The organism is Acinetobacter sp. 1566109, assembly GCF_000582255.1.
In the GTDB taxonomy this organism is placed as follows: Bacteria; Pseudomonadota; Gammaproteobacteria; order Pseudomonadales; family Moraxellaceae; genus Acinetobacter; species Acinetobacter nosocomialis.
Map to the genome: position 1 here is coordinate 39,874 of NZ_JEYB01000022.1, position 17,201 is coordinate 57,074.

The following is a 17,201-nucleotide window of genomic DNA, read 5'->3' on the forward strand; positions in this document are numbered from 1 at the left end:
AGAACAATTAAAAAATAAATCTCGAGTTAGCGCGGTAAAATCTATGTTTTACTTGATTCTATTTCTAACACTTTTCTAGACGGATGGGTACATATTTATGGTACGGCGTTTTCGACAATGGATCACAATGTTCAGCAGAAATAAGTAAGTTTAATTGTGGCCCAATCGGTGCTCCATTTTGAAAGCGCATACCGTAGCCATGTGGCAGTGACACAACACCTCTTCTCATCCCATCATCTAACTCAATAGCTACCTGAATTTCTCCATGCTGTGAGATACATTTAAGCTGCCCTCCTGTATCTACATTTAAGTGCCTTGCGTCTTCGGGATGAATACGCAGTGCACCTTCTGCATCTACTTTTCGCCAAGCAGGGTCACGGTAAATTTGGTTGGCGTTGTAGCTACGTCGTTCACCTGACAAAAGGATGAAAGGAAACTCTTCAACATTAACGTTATGGCTTTTCAAGCTTGCGAGTTCACTTAACATCTCGGGAATTGCAAGACGTATTTTCTTATCTTTATAAGCCACCAGTTTCCAGACTTCGTCATATTCATGTTGTGATAAAACCATACCTGAACGTTGCTTTAATATCTGCTCAAATAGTTTGACACCTTGTGTTAACGGATTACCTTTATAACCTGCACGGCGTACTGCTTTGGTATGTAAAACAGCATATTGAATAGATAGCGGCAATAAAAAAGCAACTGAATCTGCAGAATTGCCAAGTCGTTTGCCAAGAGTTCGATAAATAATAGAGGCAGCAAAAGGGATATATTTTTTATGTCGTGCCAAGGTAAGGCCTAACGCCGACAAGTATGGTAAGTAGGCAGTTTTTTTCGAGTCGACCGCAGCTATTTTTTCTAAAACTGGGAAACTCTTCGGAATAGCATTCATAGCTTCCAGTAATCGAGTATAAATTTCGGCTTCCGGTAAAGTATTTGCTTGAGCAGCCAAAACGGGATGACGCAGATGAAAACCATTTTTAGGAAATTCCAAGTTAAAACCGGTAAATTCCCATTTTTCAAACTGAGTATGAGCAGGCAAAATATAGTCGGCGAGTCTCGCGGTTTCTGTCATCGCAACATCGACTACAACCAACAAATCTAATGCTTTAAAGGCTTTTTCATAGGCAGGTGTATCAGGGTAAGTTAATAGTGGATTACAACTATCTACAAACACAGCACGAATTCTCTTTTCCCCTGCTTTTAGGATTTCATCGGGTAAAATATTAGGTGGAAAAAACCCGGAAATCGGGAACATTTTATGGTAAACGCTACGTCGATATTTTGGTTTTCTTTCATCCGTATCGGTCAAAATTGGAATAAACATGGTATGCAAATTATTGGTACCTTGTTTTCCAAAGTTCCCTGTCAGCAAGTATAAAAGCTTTTCTAAATAACCATTTAATGTTGTATTCAAAGTATGTTGAATACCTAAATCGATACGTACACAGCCTCTTTTTGCTTTGGCAAACTCTCGAACCACTTGATAAATCAAATCGATAGGTACAGCAGCTTTAGCAATATAGTCTTCAATCGGGACATGGTTAAATGCAGCTTTTACGTCTTCAAACCCATGTGTGTGCTGCTCAATAAACGCTGCATCATAAAGCTTTTCTTTAATAATGATCGCAATCATGGCCGACATTAAAAAAGCATCTGTTCCCGGTTTTAGCTGTACGTGAATGTCTGCTTGTTTTGCTGTTTCGGTAACACGCGGGTCGAACACCACCATGGTTCGGTTCGGATCTTTCTTAATATGTTTTAGCGTGTCTCGTGCGTTAGGAATACCGTGTGCTTGAAACGGATTTGTTCCAATAAAAAGTACGTAATCTGCATGTTCAACATCTTCTGTCGTATGGCAAGCCTGACTACCGAACAGGCGTCCATTGAGCCAGAAATCACCTGTTTTTTCTTGAGCAAGTGAGTTATATGCATAATAACTTTTCATAGCCAATAAAAGTTGTCGGCCATAAGCTGCGCCGAGGTGGTTACCCTGACCACCGCCCCCAACTGAAGCAAAAGCAGTACCGCCAAATTTATCTCTAATCTGAACCAATTGATCAGCAATTTCTTGTATCGCCACATCCCAACTAATTTCTTGAAATGAGCCATCTGGTTGGCGTTTTAAAGGTGTGGTTAAACGGTCTGCATGTTTCTGGTAATGCTGTAATCTTGCCGCTTTTTGGCAAATGTAACCTTGAGAAAATGGGTGCTCAGGATTACCTTTAATTTTGACAAATTGGTTATCTTGAATTTCTACGCTCAAACCGCAGTTTCTTGAACATAAAATACATGCGGTCACATCTGTTTTACTTTGCTGAGCTGCATCCATCATTTTTCTGGCTCCGTTTATTTTTATACATCTGGCTAGAACGAAAATAACAAGTTCCAAAATAGAACTTAAATTCTAAACAGTCAATAACTCAAAATTTAAAAAATGATTTCAGATTATCAATGTAAATTTTAAATCGATATGATTGAAGTTCTAATTTGTCGAAAAAATCTCTTTAAATGCTTTAATTTGTTTGTATTGTTGAAGTTCATCTAAAGAATTAATGCTATGGAAAAATAAGTTCTGCTTTTGAAAAATGGCTACTTGTGCATGTAAAAGTTTAAAGCAATTTTTTAAACTCAATTGTTGCTTATCAATTTGCTGCTCTAAAACCTCTAGACTTTCACGTTTTAACAAACAAAATGGGTATAAGGCATCTCCATTAATTGAAACGTAAGCTGCCTGAGCCTGTTTATTTTTGCGAAGTGCACTGTGTAATTTCGCAACGACTTGCGTAGGTATGTAGGTCACATCACAAGGAATAAACAAAACATAATCTGCTCGTACATGAGACCATGCACTTTTCATCCCCATAAGTGGACCGAAAAAACCTGAAGCATCATCTTGAAAACATTTAATATCGGGCACAATACTTTGATAGATTGAATAGTCTCGATGACTATTCACCCAAATTTCAGATACTGAAGATTTTAGCTTTTGGTGAATCTTAAGAAGTTGCGTATCGCCATCGAATTGCTGCAACAGCTTATTTAAACCATTCATACGGCGGGCTTGTCCACCCGCCAGAATGACCAGATCAGTTATGGGATATCCCTTATTCACACTTCTACCTCTTGCTGGCAAGCTTTAATTAAGCCACGGATTTCAGGTAAACATGATCCACAATTGCCACCAGCTTTTAAACAAGCAGTGACCTGTTTTTCATGGGTAATGTTTTGTGTTTTTATTGCTTCGATAATTTTATTCTTACCTACTTTAAAACAACTACACACCAAAGGCCCATCATTATTGGTAGCCGACATTGGCATACCTGCTAGTAAAGCTTTACGGTGCAAGGCGCTCAAACGTTCTCGTTTAAACAGACTTGCTACCCAGTCACGGTCTGGCAATAAATCTGGCGGTGCAATATATAGACTTGCAATTACAATGCCATCTTTCAAAATAACGCTATGGCTCAGCTGTGAAGAAATATCTTCTATGCTTAACCATTCAAAGGTTTCATCAGCAAATGGCAAAAAGCTTTTCAGATTCTTTTGAGTATCATGAAAAGTTTGGCGGTCTGCAAGTTCATAGCGATTGGTTTTCACCATTTTGACTTTAGTCCACCATGCACAGTGATGCAGCGATTCTTGAATATGCGAATCGTATCCTTCACGAATATAGAGCACACCTTGCCAAGTGGTATAGAACGGTTGAATAGTTACAGGCGTATGTTTGAACTCAGGTTCACCTGAAATTGCATCAACTTCTGGATTAACGACTTTACCAATACGGGCGTCGGATGCGACCTGTTCAGTCCAGTGAATCGGTGCAAAAATTTGCCCACGACGGACACCAGATGAGAAGGTCGCGCGTAGTATACAACTACCCCATTTCGAACGAACTTCTACCAAGCCCTGATCACGTACACCAAACTTCAATGCATCACTTGGATGAATCTCACAGAATGGTTCAGCACGGTGACTGGTTAAATTTGGCGACAAACCAGTACGGGTCATGGTGTGCCATTGGTCACGAATACGCCCCGTGTTCAAAATGAGCGGATAATCTTCTGAAATTGCATGTACCGGATTAATTGCAACAGTCGGAATTAGTTTTGCCTTGGTGTTTTTGTGACTAAACTGGCCCTTACCAAACAGTTGTTGAACAGCTTTAGCGTCTTGTTTTTTATCCCATACTGGCCATTGCACTGGTTGCAGAGCATCGTACTCAGCAGCACTTAGGCTCATTAAACCTTTTAAGTTGAAATAACGGAACGTATCAGTTTGCTCACGTGTTTCAATGTCCCCATTATCTTGTGCTGACAAAGCTGCATGTTCATTGAAAATATCAACAGCACTCGTAAAGTCAAAACCTTTAAAGCCTAATTTTTTCGCAACTTGACTCACTGACCACCAATCTGCTTTTGCTTCACCCGGCGCAGGTAAAAAAGCACGTTGACGTGAAATACGACGCTCAGAGTTAGTAACGGTTCCATCTTTTTCACCCCAACCTAAAGCTGGAAGCAAAATATCGGCGTAAGCCGTAGTATCCGTATCGGCACAAATATCTGACACAACGACCAATTCGCATTTTTCTAAAGCACGTTTCACCTGATCGGCATCTGGTAAACTTACCACCGGATTGGTTGCCATAATCCAGATGGCTTTAATTTTTCCAGCTTCAACAGCACGGAACAAATCAACTGCTTTTAAGCCAGCTTGAGTTGCAATAAATGGACTGTCCCAAAAGGTTTGCACTACTTTTTGATGTAAAGGGCTATCTAAGTCCATATGGGCAGCCAGCATATTAGCTAAACCACCCACTTCTCGGCCACCCATAGCATTGGGCTGGCCTGTCATTGAAAATGGCGCAGCGCCGAGCTTTCCAATTTTGCCTGTTAGTAAGTGACAGTTAATAATGCTGTTGGCTTTATTCACGCCCTGACTTGATTGATTCACACCCATTGAAAATAGCGTGATTACCTTTTCAGTCTGCGCAAATTTCTCAAAGAACTGTTGCATCTTATCGAGTGCAATTCCTGTACGCTTTGCCACATATTCCACATTAGCTTCTGGCTCGCTGCTTGCCAAAACCTCTTGCAAACCTTCGGTATAAGCATCTACAAAAGCCTGATCGGCATGACCATTTTGATATAAATATTGGAATAGACCGTTAAACAATGCGACATCTTGACCCGGTAAAATCGGTAAATGTAAATCCGCTTGTTCACAAGTACTGGTAAAACGTGGGTCAATCACCACAACAAACATATCGGGATTGTGACTTTTAGCCTGCATAATCCGTTGATACAGTACAGGATGGCACCATGCGGTATTGGAACCAACCAAAACTACCATGTCTGCATGTTCAAAATCTTCATAACTTGCAGGGACAAGGTCTTCACCAAAACTACGTTTATGAGCTGCTACCGCAGATGACATACAAAGCCGTGAGTTGGTATCGATATTTGCAGTGCCCAAATAGCCTTTTACAAACTTGTTCACCACATAATAGTCTTCAGTCAAAAGCTGACCTGAAACATAAAATGCAATGCTGTCACGTCCATATTTGTCGATACAAGACTGGAATTTATTGGCAATTTTATTGATTGCTGCATCCCATGTCGTTACAGTCCGATGCGACTTACGACCAAACATCGGTTGAAGTAAACGTGTTTCTAATCCCAAAGTATCCGCAAGTTGGCTACCTTTAATACATAAGCGCCCAAAGTTGGAAGGATGCTCAGCATCCCCCTCAACTTGCACCACAGGTCCTTGAGGTTTTTCTTGAACGTTTACACTAACACCACAACCTACACCGCAATATGGACATGTTGTTTTAGTTGTTTTTGCAACATGGTCGGAGCTATCGATTTCAACGCTTGGAATACTATTCATAACTGCTCCTTTCCCTATTTAGCCTGCATTTTTTAATGCAAAATCTCGACCAAATAGCAGCTTATTTCTAAATGAAGAAACAGGAGTTTGATCTGCAATTAACTCTGCATACCACATGCCATCTTCAGTATCTCCAAACAATACTGCACCGATTACCCGATCGCTTTGAATGATGATACGTTTATAAATCTGGCGTTTTTCATCGTTCAGGATAATGTCTTCATAATCATCTTTCGGTTCAAAATTGCCCGCCGAGAATACATCGACACCACTGACTTTTAACTGAGTTGGTACGGTTGGTGCCTTAAAAGTTAAGCTGCCGTGTTCAGCCAAATGCGTCGAGCAAATAAAAGCTTGGCCCCATAGTGGCTCAACTAAACCAAAGGTCTGTCCACGGTGTTCAATACACTCACCCACTGCGTAAATACTTGGGTCAAATGTTTGCATGGTGTCATTCACCAATACACCGCGATTGCAACGTAAACCAGCACTTTGTGCCAAAGTAATATTCGGGCGGATACCTACAGCAAACACCACAAGGTCAGCATCTAACACTGTGCCATCTTTCAAACGGATTTGTTTGACATGACCGTTTTCATCACCAATTAACGCTTCTGTATTGGCTTCGGTAATGATTTGAATACCTTTTTGTTCAATGCTATGACGTAATAACTGGCTCGCACGACCATCAAGTTGGCGTTCCATAATACGGTCCATCAAATGCAGGACTGTGACATTCATACCGCGTTGTTTTAACCCATAGGCAGCTTCTAAACCGAGTAAACCACCACCAATCACCACTGCATTAGTTTTTGAACCACAGTATTCAATCATGGTGTTAACGTCATAAATATCGCGGAAAGTTAAAACACCTTTTAGGTCAATACCCTGAACTGATGGAATAAATGGTGCCGAGCCAGTTGCCAGAATTAAACGGTCATAATCAACTGTCTGGCCTTTTTCGGTGTAAACCACTTTACGCGGACGATCAATTTTTACGGCTTTATCACCAGCAATAAATTTAATGCCTTTATCGTCATACCACTTCGGTGGATGCAACATAATGTCTTCAATGGTTTTTTCACCCGATAAAACCGGAGATAGCATAATACGGTTATAGTTACCCCATGGCTCTTCACCAATCACCGTAACTTCATAACGGTCTGGTGCCATATCAAGTAAATCTTCCAGACAACGCATCCCTGCCAAACCATTCCCGATCAGCACCAGTCTAAGTTTGTCTTGTGATACCCCTGTATTGGTAATATAAGTTTTTTGCGGCACCGCATTGATCCAAACACGGCCATCAACAATTTTGCTCGGGTAAACCGCCAATTTTTGGTCTTTATCTTCTAAACAACGGCCCGTAGCTAAACTGAAATGTTGTTTATAAATTGGTGATGCAACCACGCGTTCGCCTTGTAAATCACCAATAATCCCGCGGCTCATCACATTCGCTTGGCTAAACGGATCTTTATTGCTCAGTACATAAACGCGTTTTTCATGCCCCACACGGAAGATTGCAACCGCTTGACCGCTCACTAGCGCTCCTGCACCAGTGTTTGGAGTTAAATCATCGAGTGCACAAACGTCAATCCACTGATCATCAGGAAGCATATTTTTGTCTTGTACAATATTCATATAAGTTCCCCTTTATGCTTCAACCATTGGAATACGGTCTTCTGAACGTTCAGCTTCGGTTAATGGGCGGATTTGACCACGTTCAGTTGTAAATTGAATGTGCGGATCAGCTTGTTCATTCGCTCCTGCATTGATATAGGTTTGGAAGCGTTTACGAACTTCTGGGTTCTCGACAGCTGTACGCCATTCGTCTTGATATGTACCAATAATGTGTTCCATACGGCGCTCAAGCTCGGCAGCTAAACCAAGAGAGTCATCAACGATCACAGATTTAAGGTAGTCTAGACCGCCTTCCATGTTGTCACGCCATACACTGGTACGTTGTAAACGGTCTGCCGTTTGAATGTAGAACATAAAGAAACGGTCGATATAACGAATAAGTGTTCCTTTATCGAGGTCAGATGCAAGTAATTCTGCATGACGCGGTTTCATACCACCGTTACCACATACATAAAGGTTCCAACCCTTTTCAGTGGCAATCACGCCTACATCTTTACCTTGCGCTTCTGCACACTCACGTGTACAGCCAGACACTGCCATTTTCAATTTATGCGGTGAACGCAAACCTTTGTAGCGGTTTTCAAGTTCAATCGCTAAACCAACCGAGTTATCTACCCCGTAACGGCACCAAGTGCTACCCACACAAGATTTCACTGTACGTAACGACTTACCATAGGCATGACCAGACTCGAAGCCCGCAGCATTTAACTCTTCCCAAATGAATGGAAGCTCATGAACTTGCGCACCAAACATATCAACACGTTGACCACCAGTAATTTTGGTGTACAAGTTATATTTCTTTGCAATTTGACCAATCGCAATTAAGCCATCCGGAGTGACTTCCCCACCTGCCATACGCGGTACAATGGAGTAAGAGCCATCTTTTTGAATGTTACCTAGGTAGTAGTCGTTACTGTCTTGCAGACCTGCATGACTTGGCTTAAGTACGAAATCATTCCAGCAAGATGCCAAAATATTTGCTACGGCTGGTTTACAAATATCACAACCTAAACCGTGCCCATGTTGATGAATCAAATCATCAAATGTCTTGATTTCATTGACACGGACCAAGTGATACAACTCTTGACGCGAGTACGGGAAGTGTTCGCAAATGTGATTGTTAACAGTCACGCCTTGACGCTGTAACTCTGACTTCAATACTTGAGTCACTAATGGTGCACAACCACCACATGCTGTTGCTGCTTTGGTGCATTTCTTTAATGCACCTAAAGAGGTCGAACCATCGCTAATTGCTTGGCAGATGTCTGCTTTTGATACGTTGTTACATGAACAAATGGTCGCGCCGTCTGGCAGCAAATCGACTCCGCTACCACCAGATTTTCCTGCTGATTGTTCAAAGCCAGGCATGATTAAGCTTTCAGGAACTTCAGGTAAAGCCAGACCGTTTAACATCATTTGTAAAAGGTCGTTGTACTCTTTCGCATCGCCCACTAAAACCGCGCCCAGCAATTTGGTTTTGTCGGCATTTACAACAATCTTTTTATAAATCAGTGCATGCTCATCTGCATAGAAATAGCTTAATGCACCCGGAGTCATGGCATGAGCATCACCGACCGAAGCAACATCAACGCCCATCAACTTCAACTTGGTGCTCATGTCTGCGCCAGCGAAGCAATGACACTCTTCATCTAAAATATGTTTTGCTGCAATACGCGCCATGTCATAGCCCGGTGCAACCAAGCCATAAATTTTATTTTGCCAAAGCGCACATTCACCAATGGCATAAATGTTTTGATCAGATGTTTGGCAATAATCATTAATTACAATACCGCCACGCTCACCAATCGCAAGCCCGCTATTTCGCGCTAATTCATCACGTGGGCGGATCCCCGCAGAGAATAAAATCACATCAGTTTCGAGTTCACTACCATCGGCAAACTTCATCACATGAGTGGTATTTACACCAGACTCAATAGACTGAGTCGCTTTTTGTGTATGAACTTTTACACCTAAATCTTCAATTTTACGGCGTAAAACCTTACCCCCTAAGTCATCAATTTGAACTGCCATCAAACGTGGTGCAAACTCAACAACGTGCGTTTCTAAATCTAAATCACGTAAAGCTTTGGCTGCCTCAAGTCCAAGTAAACCACCCCCAATTACTACACCTGTTTTTGCATTGAGACTCGCTGTACGAATCGCATCTAAGTCTTCAATAGTACGGTAAACAAAACAGTTTTCACGGTCATTACCCGGAATTGGTGGAACGAATGCATATGAACCAGTCGCCAGCACCAACTTGTCATAACTAATAACATCACCATGATTGGTTGTTACGGTTTGTGCAGCTGTATCAATCGCTACTGCTTTAGTATTTAAACGTAGGTCGATGCCATACGCATCGGCAAAATCAAAACGTGCTAAAGATAAATCTTTTGCCGATTTCCCTGAGAAGTATTCAGTCAAATGTACGCGGTCATATGCGATACGAGGCTCTTCTGCGAGAATTGTGATTTCCAGTTCATCATCTGCTTTTTCTAAAATGGCTTCGATGAATTTGTGGCCCACCATACCATGACCAATCATTACCAATTTCATAGTGTTTCTCCTCAAATCACGTTGCTTTTAAGCTGCGTTCTTACGTTCTCAAATAGACATTGTTGTTTTGCCTTGTGCTCTACCGAGAAACGTATCAACATCACAAAGCGTATAGCTGCTTGGAATCCATTTTTTCCACTCGTTGACGACACCCAATGCATAGCAAAGTTATAAAAACAAATAAAAAAAGCGAGCCCCCTCATAGAGAAGGCTCGCATCGCTGGAACTGAAAAATTAGTTAATTCAGATGTAACTTTTTTATGCAATAAAAATAAAGACATAACCTTCACTCCGACTGAACGTAAATTCTTTATGTGTGCAGTTGCACTCACAAATTCGATCAGAACGGACATCGTTGGCCGTCTTTAAAACTTATGGTCGTCTTCGACCTGTAATTAACTAAGCATTTTGCATGCCAATTCTTTTTAAGATTAATATTAATAATTTTTTATTATTATTTTCAATTATTTAAACTAAAATACCTTTTCATCCATAAAGAAGATTTAATTTTTCCTGCACTATTGCTGCTCCTCTATATGGTTTAAACAAAAATAAGTTTTGCCACAAAATGAATCGTATTTTTGCACCAATATCGATCAAAACAATGCTTTAACATAGTAAAGGACCACTCATGCCTGATTTTTTGTTTAAATTTGGATGGCACTAATCTTGCTTAAAACTTAATAACAAAAAACGCGTCGAATTGGCGCATTTTCTTAGCCTGATTTTCTGAACTTATGCCAAAACTCAAAATAGCTCTTATCGATGATGATCATGCACGGGCCGACTATATAAAAAACAGTCTGCTTGAAAATGACTTTGAAGTGGTGGCCTGCCTTACTTTGGACCACTTAAATATTTTTCGTCTTGAAGATTTACAAGCCGATGTCATCTTGCTCGACATGGATCATCCTCATCGTGACATTATTGAAAGTTGTGTGAGTAGCTATGACCTACCAACTGTTCTATTCACTAAAAATTCAGATAAAGACACCATCAAACAAGCGATAGATGCAGGTGTAACGGCTTATATTGTAGACGGCATAGACCCTGCCCGCTTACATACCATTTTAGAGATTTCAATTGAGCAATATAAAAAACATAAAAAGCTCGAAGGTGACTTAAAAGAAGCTCAAACCAAACTGGCAGATCGTAAAGATGTTGAAAAGGCCAAAGTGCTACTCATGCAACTGCATGGCTTACCTGAAGATACGGCTTTTCAATTACTCAGAAAAAATGCCATGAGTCACCGTATAACGATTGGAGAAATGGCACGGCGTTTACTTGACGCTCAAAAATTACTAAATGATCAACTAAAGGATGAATAAATGAGCAAATTAGAAAAGACTCAATTGCAACTCGGCTATATTCCTTTACTTGATTGCATCGCTTTACTGTGGGCAAAGCAGCAAGGTTTCTTCGAAGAAGTCGATTTAGATGTTACCCTAGTCAAAGAAGCATCATGGGCAAGTCTACGCGACCGTTTAGCTTTTGGTTTATTAGATGCTGCACATTGTTTATCTGCTATGCTACCCGCTGCAGCTGTGGGTGCAGACCAAATTGGTATTGCACTGCAAACCCCTCTTATTTTAAGTAAAAACCGTGCCTTTATTAGCTTAAGCCAAAAATTAACCCATCAACTGGCTATTCAAGAAAACGATAATGCACAAACTACCGCCCAAAAAGTGACGAGCTACATTAAAGAAGATAATGCTCTATCCTTAGCCCATGTATTTAAACATTCAATCCATCATTATTGTTTAAGAGAATGGCTTGCGTTGGCAGATTCTAAAATAGCTCAAACGCTCAAACTCAAAGCACTTCCCCCACCGTATATGGTCGAAGCTTTAGATAACCATGTGATTGATGGTTTTTGTGTGGGAGAGCCGTGGAATACACAAGGAGAACTTTTAGGCTTAAGTAAAATGGTTTGCTCAAGTCAGGACATTATTCCCAATGTGGCAGATAAAGTTCTCGCAGTAACACAAGAATGGGCCGAACAACACCCTCAAACCTTAGTTGCACTTACGGCGGCAATTATGAAAGCTCAAAAAGAATTGAGTAATTTAAAAGATTTTACACCTGTCTTAAAGTTATTGGTCGAGTTCGGGATTGTCCGATTTCACTGTTCTGAAGAAGTGCATGTTGATAAATACCATATGATTCAAAATATTGTAAAGCACTTGGTTAAAGAAAATGCTGCCCCGCAACCTGAAGACTTTTATTGGTTATTTGAACAAATGCAAAAATGGGAAAAGCTTCAATTAGCCCCTGATCAAATCATAGAACTGAGTGCGCAATGCATTCATCTCGATTGCTACAATCAAGCCAAACTCTAAAAAACTTAAGCTCATTATAAAAAAAAGCTGTCTTTATTAACAAAGACAGCTTGAAAGACCCATAAGACAAATGCGTTATACGCATTACTATATTTAAAGGACTCAACTCATCCATTAAATATAGTTCTTATGCTTCCGATCATAACCAACTAAAACTTATCATTTTCATTTCCATATCAATAACTGACAATTCAGCAGTCTTGCATCCTTTTTATAATTTCGACGAACAACCTGAACTCCCCTAGATATTAGTCTGTAATTTTGTTAACTTGATTATGTTACAAATTCAAAATATGTATTTGGGATTAATAAATTGGGGGGCAAAGAAATGATGAGAGAAATCTCACACCGCGAAGTTTATGCACTGGTTGATATTAACAATTGTTATGTCAGCTGTGAGCGACTTTTCAACCCTAAACTCAATGATAAACCTGTAGTTGTTTTATCTAACAACGATGGCTGTGTTGTTTCACGTAGCGAAGAAGCAAAACTCTTAGGTATCAAGATGGGAGTACCTTGGTTTCAAATTGAAAAAGATGCTTTAAAAGCTGGTGTTCAAGTTTATTCAAGCAACTACACTTTATATGCCGAGATGTCTCGTCGCTTTTTTGCTGTCCTCGGTGACTTTTTCTCTCCAGATGACTTAGAAGCTTACTCTATAGATGAATGCTTTATTCATCTCACCCCTTACCTTCAGTCTATTGATATATCAGATTACTGCAGTGAGGTGAGAAACACTCTCCTAAAATGGTTAGGCTTACCTTGTTGTATTGGTATTGGATATTCAAAGACACAAGCAAAACTTGCCAATCACTATGCTAAGAAAATTAAAAGTTTTAGGGGAATTTGTAATTTTATCACCTTAGATCCATTAATTATAGAAGATCTCATGCAGCACACATCAGTCAAAGAAGTGTGGGGAATTGGCTATCAATTGGTCAAACAACTACAAAGTTATGAAGTGTACTCCTGCCTAGACTTAACTTTTGCCAATGAACACCATATGGCAAAAGCATTTTCTGTGGTCATGGCACGTACCATTCGTGAGCTAAAAGGCCAATCCTGTATTCAACTTGACGATCCCGCTATTCCGACTAAACGGATTTTAGCATCACGAAGTTTTGCTCAAGCTTTATCCAGCATTGAGATTATTAAACAAGCACTTATTTTTCATCTTAATCGAGCACATCGCCGTTTAATGAAACAAGAACAACTTTGTTCCTGCATTCAGGTCATGCTTTATGAAAAAATCGATAAGCCACCTTATAAAAAAGCCATTTCTCAGGCTATCGGTCTTCACTATGCAACAGATGATTTATGTATACTAACAAAAGCTGCAATGCAGCAAATCGATGTTTTATATAAAGAAAATAAAAGCTACATAAAAATTGGCGTGTTATTTTGTGGTCTACATGCACGTCAGCAACATATTGATGATTTATGGCAGCCTTTAGAACTTATTCATCAAAGACAACAATTGATGGAAACTTTAGGTACAGTCCGTAAGCGTTTTGGTAGTCATTACTTACAAGTCGGCTATCACTCACGTAACCCATCTTGGCAAATGAAACAATGCCATCGCTCAAAAAATTACCTAACTCGCTGGAATGAAATGTTAACGATTGAAGATGCTCACGACCTCGTTACACAAAATACATGAACTGTTTTTGTCAATTCGGTTTAAAATAAGCTCCGTTAAATTACTTGAAATTTTGTCATTTTTTAACATTGCTAATTCGTCGCAAAATTTACAATATATAAGCCGAATTTGGTGTACCCTTTCTGCGACAATTAAAAGAAATTATAAAAAACTTGTAGAAACATATGCCATAATAAGCAAACTTTGCAGACATCTTGCAAAGATTATTTGCAACTTTAGAGCTGGAGCAATCTGAATGAGTTCGACCATTTTGGTAATTCATGGACCGAATTTGAATTTGCTGGGAAAACGCGAACCAGAAGTATATGGTCATCTTACCCTAGACAATATCAATCAACAACTTATTGCTCAAGCTGAACAAGCCTCTATTACACTAGATACTTTTCAAAGCAACTGGGAAGGTGCCATTGTTGACCGTATTCATCAGGCACAAACAGAAGGCGTAAAACTGATTATTATTAACCCTGCTGCCCTCACTCATACTTCAGTTGCTTTACGCGATGCCTTACTGGGCGTTGCTATCCCCTTTATAGAAGTACATTTATCAAATGTTCACGCACGTGAAGCTTTCAGACATCATTCTTATTTATCAGACAAAGCAATTGGCGTGATTTGTGGTCTAGGCGCAAAAGGTTACAGCTTTGCTCTCGATTACGCTATTGAAAAAATTCAACCATCTAACCCAAACTAGTTCAGGAATAGTCGCCCATGGATATCCGCAAAATTAAGAAACTCATCGATTTAATGATTGAGTCTGACTTGCAAGCGATTGAAGTTAAAGAAGGTGATCAATCGATCGCTTTAACTCGTCGCAATCCTGTCGTTGCTGCGGCTGGTGTAGCACTTCCGGCAGCTCCTGTTGCTGAAGCACCTGTTGCAAAAACACCACGTGGAGCAGTTGAAACTTCTCCTATGGTTGGTGTGTTCTATGCTGCTCCAAGCCCAGGCGAAGCACCATTTGTTAAAGTAGGTCAAACAGTATCTGCTGGTGAGACTTTGGGTATTATCGAAGCAATGAAAATCATGAACCCGATTGAAGCAACTCAAAGCGGCGTGATTGAAGAAATTTTAGTGAAAAATGGTGAAGTGATCCAATTCGGTCAACCTTTATTCCGTTATCGCGCGTAATACCTCGGGGACAACTATGTTGCAAAAAGTTTTAATTGCAAACCGTGGTGAAATCGCTTTACGAATTACCCGGGCTTGCAAAACATTAGGAATCAAAACTGTCGGTATCTATTCAGATGCTGATAAAGATTTGATGCATTTACGTTTCGTTGATGAAGCAGTATGTATTGGTCCGGGTGCAAGTAGTGACAGCTATTTAAATATCCCGGCAATTATTACTGCTGCAGAAATTACTGGTGCTGATGCAATTCACCCAGGCTATGGCTTTCTTTCAGAAAATGCCGAGTTTGCTGAAATTGTAGAAAGCTCAGGTTTCACATTCATTGGCCCTCGCCCAGAACATATTCGTTTAATGGGTAACAAGGTTTCTGCAATTGTTGCAATGAAAAAAGCTGGTGTACCGACAGTACCGGGTTGTGACCATGCAGTAACTATCCACAATGCTTTAGCTGAAGCGAAAGAAATCGGTTTCCCGCTTATTGTTAAAGCGGCAGCTGGTGGTGGTGGTCGTGGTATGCGTATTGTTGAACGCGTAGATACATTACTTGAGTCAGTTCAAGCAGCTCAACGTGATGCAGAAATGTGGTTCGGCGATGATACAGTGTACATGGAACGCTTCTTACAAAAACCTCGCCATGTCGAAGTTCAAGTTTTAGGTGATGGTAACGGCCATGCGATTCATTTATATGATCGCGACTGCTCATTACAACGTCGTCACCAAAAGGTGTTAGAAGAAGCTCCTGCTCCAAATCTACCAGAACAAGCACGCGCTGATATTTTACAAGCTTGTGTTAATGCATGTCAGTTAATGCAATATCGTGGTGCTGGTACATTTGAATTCTTGTTCGAAGACGGTGAGTTCTTCTTTATTGAAATGAACACTCGTGTTCAGGTTGAGCACCCTGTAACTGAAATGGTGACTGGTGTTGACATTATTGAACAGCAATTACGTATTGCAGCTGGTTTAGGCTTAGAGCTTCAACAAGAAGATATTGAAGTTCGTGGCCATGCCATTGAATGTCGTATCAATGCTGAAGATCCAACCACTTTCTTACCTTCACCAGGTAAAATTGAAAGTTTTTATGCGCCAGGCGGTGCAGGTATTCGTTTAGATTCTCATATCTATCCTGGATATAGCATTCCACCTTATTATGATTCAATGATTGCAAAATTGATCTCTCATGGTAAAAATCGTGAAACTTCGCTTGCCCGTATGCGTCAAGCGTTAGACGAAATGATTCTTACAGGAATTAAAACCAATATTCCTTTACATAAAGATCTTATCTTGCAAGATAAAAACTTCTGCGAACAAGCAATGGACATCCATTACCTTGAAAAACACTTGTTGAAAAAAGTGGAAGAAGAAAAGAAAGCTGAAACTGCATAATATGTATAATAAAAAAAGCCTCTTACATAAGAGGCTTTTTTTATTAATTCAAATTTATGGCAACATGCGACGTAGTGTTGCAAAGCATTGCTCGCCTTTAGCAGTTGAGCAGAAATTGATAGTATGGTCATTTTTCCATTGCACAAAATACTGGGAAACATCACCAGTCTGATCTTGCTGCTGACCAGAACAATCAACTTTATTATTATCAAACTTAATCTGCATCACTAGAGCTGATAACTGCTCTTTAGGGTCATCAGATGGTTGATATTCATAAATACCATATGACCATTCTTCACCGCTTTTAATCACCACATCATTACTACTACGGAAATTATAGTACTCTACACATTTTTTATTATTTGGAATCTCCATTCCCCACAATCCCATAATTTCAGGACGCGTAACAATACGTATAGCGTTAGGATTACTAGCAGTGCGTACGGGCTGTTCCGTTGGCTGTTGAGTCACTGTCTCAGCCATAGCAAAACCAGAACAAGCCAATAATAATCCCATAATATAAATATTTTTCATAGATTTATTAATCATTAAACGCATGGGTTTAAGTTAGCACATTTTTTTAGAAAAACAT

Annotated in this window: 13 protein-coding genes and 1 pseudogene; 6 read left to right on the plus strand and 8 right to left on the minus strand. The window is 40.0% G+C overall.

All coding sequences use genetic code 11. The features are described from left to right. Positions 1 to 64 precede the first annotated feature (64 nt). From J582_RS15175 to J582_RS0104760, 6 genes are all read right to left on the minus strand, one after another. Positions 65 to 2,338, minus strand: a complete 2,274-nt coding sequence (locus tag J582_RS15175) for a molybdopterin-dependent oxidoreductase (protein WP_031982835.1) — start codon at positions 2,336 to 2,338, stop codon at positions 65 to 67. Between the two features lie 150 nt (positions 2,339 to 2,488). Further along, positions 2,489 to 3,118, minus strand: coding sequence for a molybdenum cofactor guanylyltransferase (gene mobA / locus J582_RS15180; protein WP_001032654.1), 630 nt, complete (start codon positions 3,116 to 3,118; stop codon positions 2,489 to 2,491). After that, on the minus strand, positions 3,115 to 5,895 hold the full coding sequence (locus J582_RS15185) for a nitrate reductase (protein WP_031982837.1): 2,781 nt from the start codon (positions 5,893 to 5,895) through the stop codon (positions 3,115 to 3,117). The genes mobA and J582_RS15185 overlap by 4 nt, the downstream gene beginning before the upstream one ends. An 18-nt stretch (positions 5,896 to 5,913) precedes the next feature. Next, positions 5,914 to 7,536, minus strand: a complete 1,623-nt coding sequence (gene nirD, locus J582_RS15190) for a nitrite reductase small subunit NirD (RefSeq protein WP_031982838.1) — start codon at positions 7,534 to 7,536, stop codon at positions 5,914 to 5,916. 12 nt (positions 7,537 to 7,548) lie between these two features. Further along, positions 7,549 to 10,095 (minus strand): nitrite reductase large subunit NirB, encoded by a 2,547-nt coding sequence (gene nirB, locus J582_RS15195; RefSeq protein WP_032048186.1) that lies wholly within the window; start codon positions 10,093 to 10,095, stop codon positions 7,549 to 7,551. A gap of 11 nt (positions 10,096 to 10,106) precedes the next feature. Next, positions 10,107 to 10,448 (minus strand): hypothetical protein, encoded by a 342-nt coding sequence (locus J582_RS0104760; protein WP_031982843.1) that lies wholly within the window; start codon positions 10,446 to 10,448, stop codon positions 10,107 to 10,109. Positions 10,449 to 10,832: 384 nt separating this feature from the next. Here J582_RS0104760 and J582_RS15200 point away from each other — a divergent pair, with 384 nt between their 5' ends. Both J582_RS15200 and J582_RS15205 read left to right on the plus strand, forming a co-directional pair. Further along, entirely contained in the window at positions 10,833 to 11,423 is a 591-nt protein-coding gene (locus J582_RS15200; protein ID WP_001125253.1) for an ANTAR domain-containing response regulator, read from the plus strand. Continuing rightward, positions 11,424 to 12,434, plus strand: coding sequence for an ABC transporter substrate-binding protein (locus J582_RS15205; protein ID WP_031982846.1), 1,011 nt, complete (start codon positions 11,424 to 11,426; stop codon positions 12,432 to 12,434). A gap of 14 nt (positions 12,435 to 12,448) precedes the next feature. Here J582_RS15205 and J582_RS26035 read toward each other — a convergent pair. Next, positions 12,449 to 12,549 (minus strand): annotated as a pseudogene (locus tag J582_RS26035) (hypothetical protein). Positions 12,550 to 12,765: 216 nt separating this feature from the next. Here J582_RS26035 and J582_RS15210 point away from each other — a divergent pair. The 4 genes from J582_RS15210 to accC all read left to right on the plus strand — a co-directional run bounded on the left by J582_RS15210 (position 12,766) and on the right by accC (position 16,609). After that, positions 12,766 to 14,094 (plus strand): Y-family DNA polymerase, encoded by a 1,329-nt coding sequence (locus J582_RS15210; protein WP_031982847.1) that lies wholly within the window; start codon positions 12,766 to 12,768, stop codon positions 14,092 to 14,094. 235 nt (positions 14,095 to 14,329) lie between these two features. Further along, on the plus strand, positions 14,330 to 14,785 hold the full coding sequence (gene aroQ, locus J582_RS15215) for a type II 3-dehydroquinate dehydratase (protein WP_000099412.1): 456 nt from the start codon (positions 14,330 to 14,332) through the stop codon (positions 14,783 to 14,785). A 17-nt stretch (positions 14,786 to 14,802) separates the two neighbouring features. After that, positions 14,803 to 15,222, plus strand: coding sequence for an acetyl-CoA carboxylase biotin carboxyl carrier protein (gene accB / locus J582_RS15220; RefSeq protein ID WP_000354611.1), 420 nt, complete (start codon positions 14,803 to 14,805; stop codon positions 15,220 to 15,222). A gap of 16 nt (positions 15,223 to 15,238) precedes the next feature. Further along, entirely contained in the window at positions 15,239 to 16,609 is a 1,371-nt protein-coding gene (gene accC / locus J582_RS15225; protein ID WP_002049609.1) for an acetyl-CoA carboxylase biotin carboxylase subunit, read from the plus strand. Between the two features lie 54 nt (positions 16,610 to 16,663). Here the strand turns inward: accC and J582_RS15230 are convergent, their stop codons facing one another. Then, positions 16,664 to 17,167, minus strand: coding sequence for a hypothetical protein (locus J582_RS15230; RefSeq protein WP_002049607.1), 504 nt, complete (start codon positions 17,165 to 17,167; stop codon positions 16,664 to 16,666). Between the last annotated feature and the right edge of the window lie 34 nt (positions 17,168 to 17,201).

What these genes read in the sequence shown, in the direction of transcription:
- accB (WP_000354611.1), top strand. Translation starts at nt 14,803, where the DNA reads ATGGATATCCGCAAAATTAAGAAACTCATCGATTTAATGATTGAGTCT.
- nirB (WP_032048186.1), bottom strand. Translation starts at nt 10,095, where the DNA reads ATGAAATTGGTAATGATTGGTCATGGTATGGTGGGCCACAAATTCATC.
- J582_RS15210 (WP_031982847.1), top strand. Translation starts at nt 12,766, where the DNA reads ATGAGAGAAATCTCACACCGCGAAGTTTATGCACTGGTTGATATTAAC.
- aroQ (WP_000099412.1), top strand. Translation starts at nt 14,330, where the DNA reads ATGAGTTCGACCATTTTGGTAATTCATGGACCGAATTTGAATTTGCTG.
- J582_RS0104760 (WP_031982843.1), bottom strand. Translation starts at nt 10,448, where the DNA reads ATGTCCGTTCTGATCGAATTTGTGAGTGCAACTGCACACATAAAGAAT.
- J582_RS15185 (WP_031982837.1), bottom strand. Translation starts at nt 5,895, where the DNA reads ATGAATAGTATTCCAAGCGTTGAAATCGATAGCTCCGACCATGTTGCA.
- nirD (WP_031982838.1), bottom strand. Translation starts at nt 7,536, where the DNA reads ATGAATATTGTACAAGACAAAAATATGCTTCCTGATGATCAGTGGATT.
- J582_RS15230 (WP_002049607.1), bottom strand. Translation starts at nt 17,167, where the DNA reads ATGCGTTTAATGATTAATAAATCTATGAAAAATATTTATATTATGGGA.
- J582_RS15205 (WP_031982846.1), top strand. Translation starts at nt 11,424, where the DNA reads ATGAGCAAATTAGAAAAGACTCAATTGCAACTCGGCTATATTCCTTTA.
- J582_RS15175 (WP_031982835.1), bottom strand. Translation starts at nt 2,338, where the DNA reads ATGATGGATGCAGCTCAGCAAAGTAAAACAGATGTGACCGCATGTATT.
- accC (WP_002049609.1), top strand. Translation starts at nt 15,239, where the DNA reads ATGTTGCAAAAAGTTTTAATTGCAAACCGTGGTGAAATCGCTTTACGA.
- J582_RS15200 (WP_001125253.1), top strand. Translation starts at nt 10,833, where the DNA reads ATGCCAAAACTCAAAATAGCTCTTATCGATGATGATCATGCACGGGCC.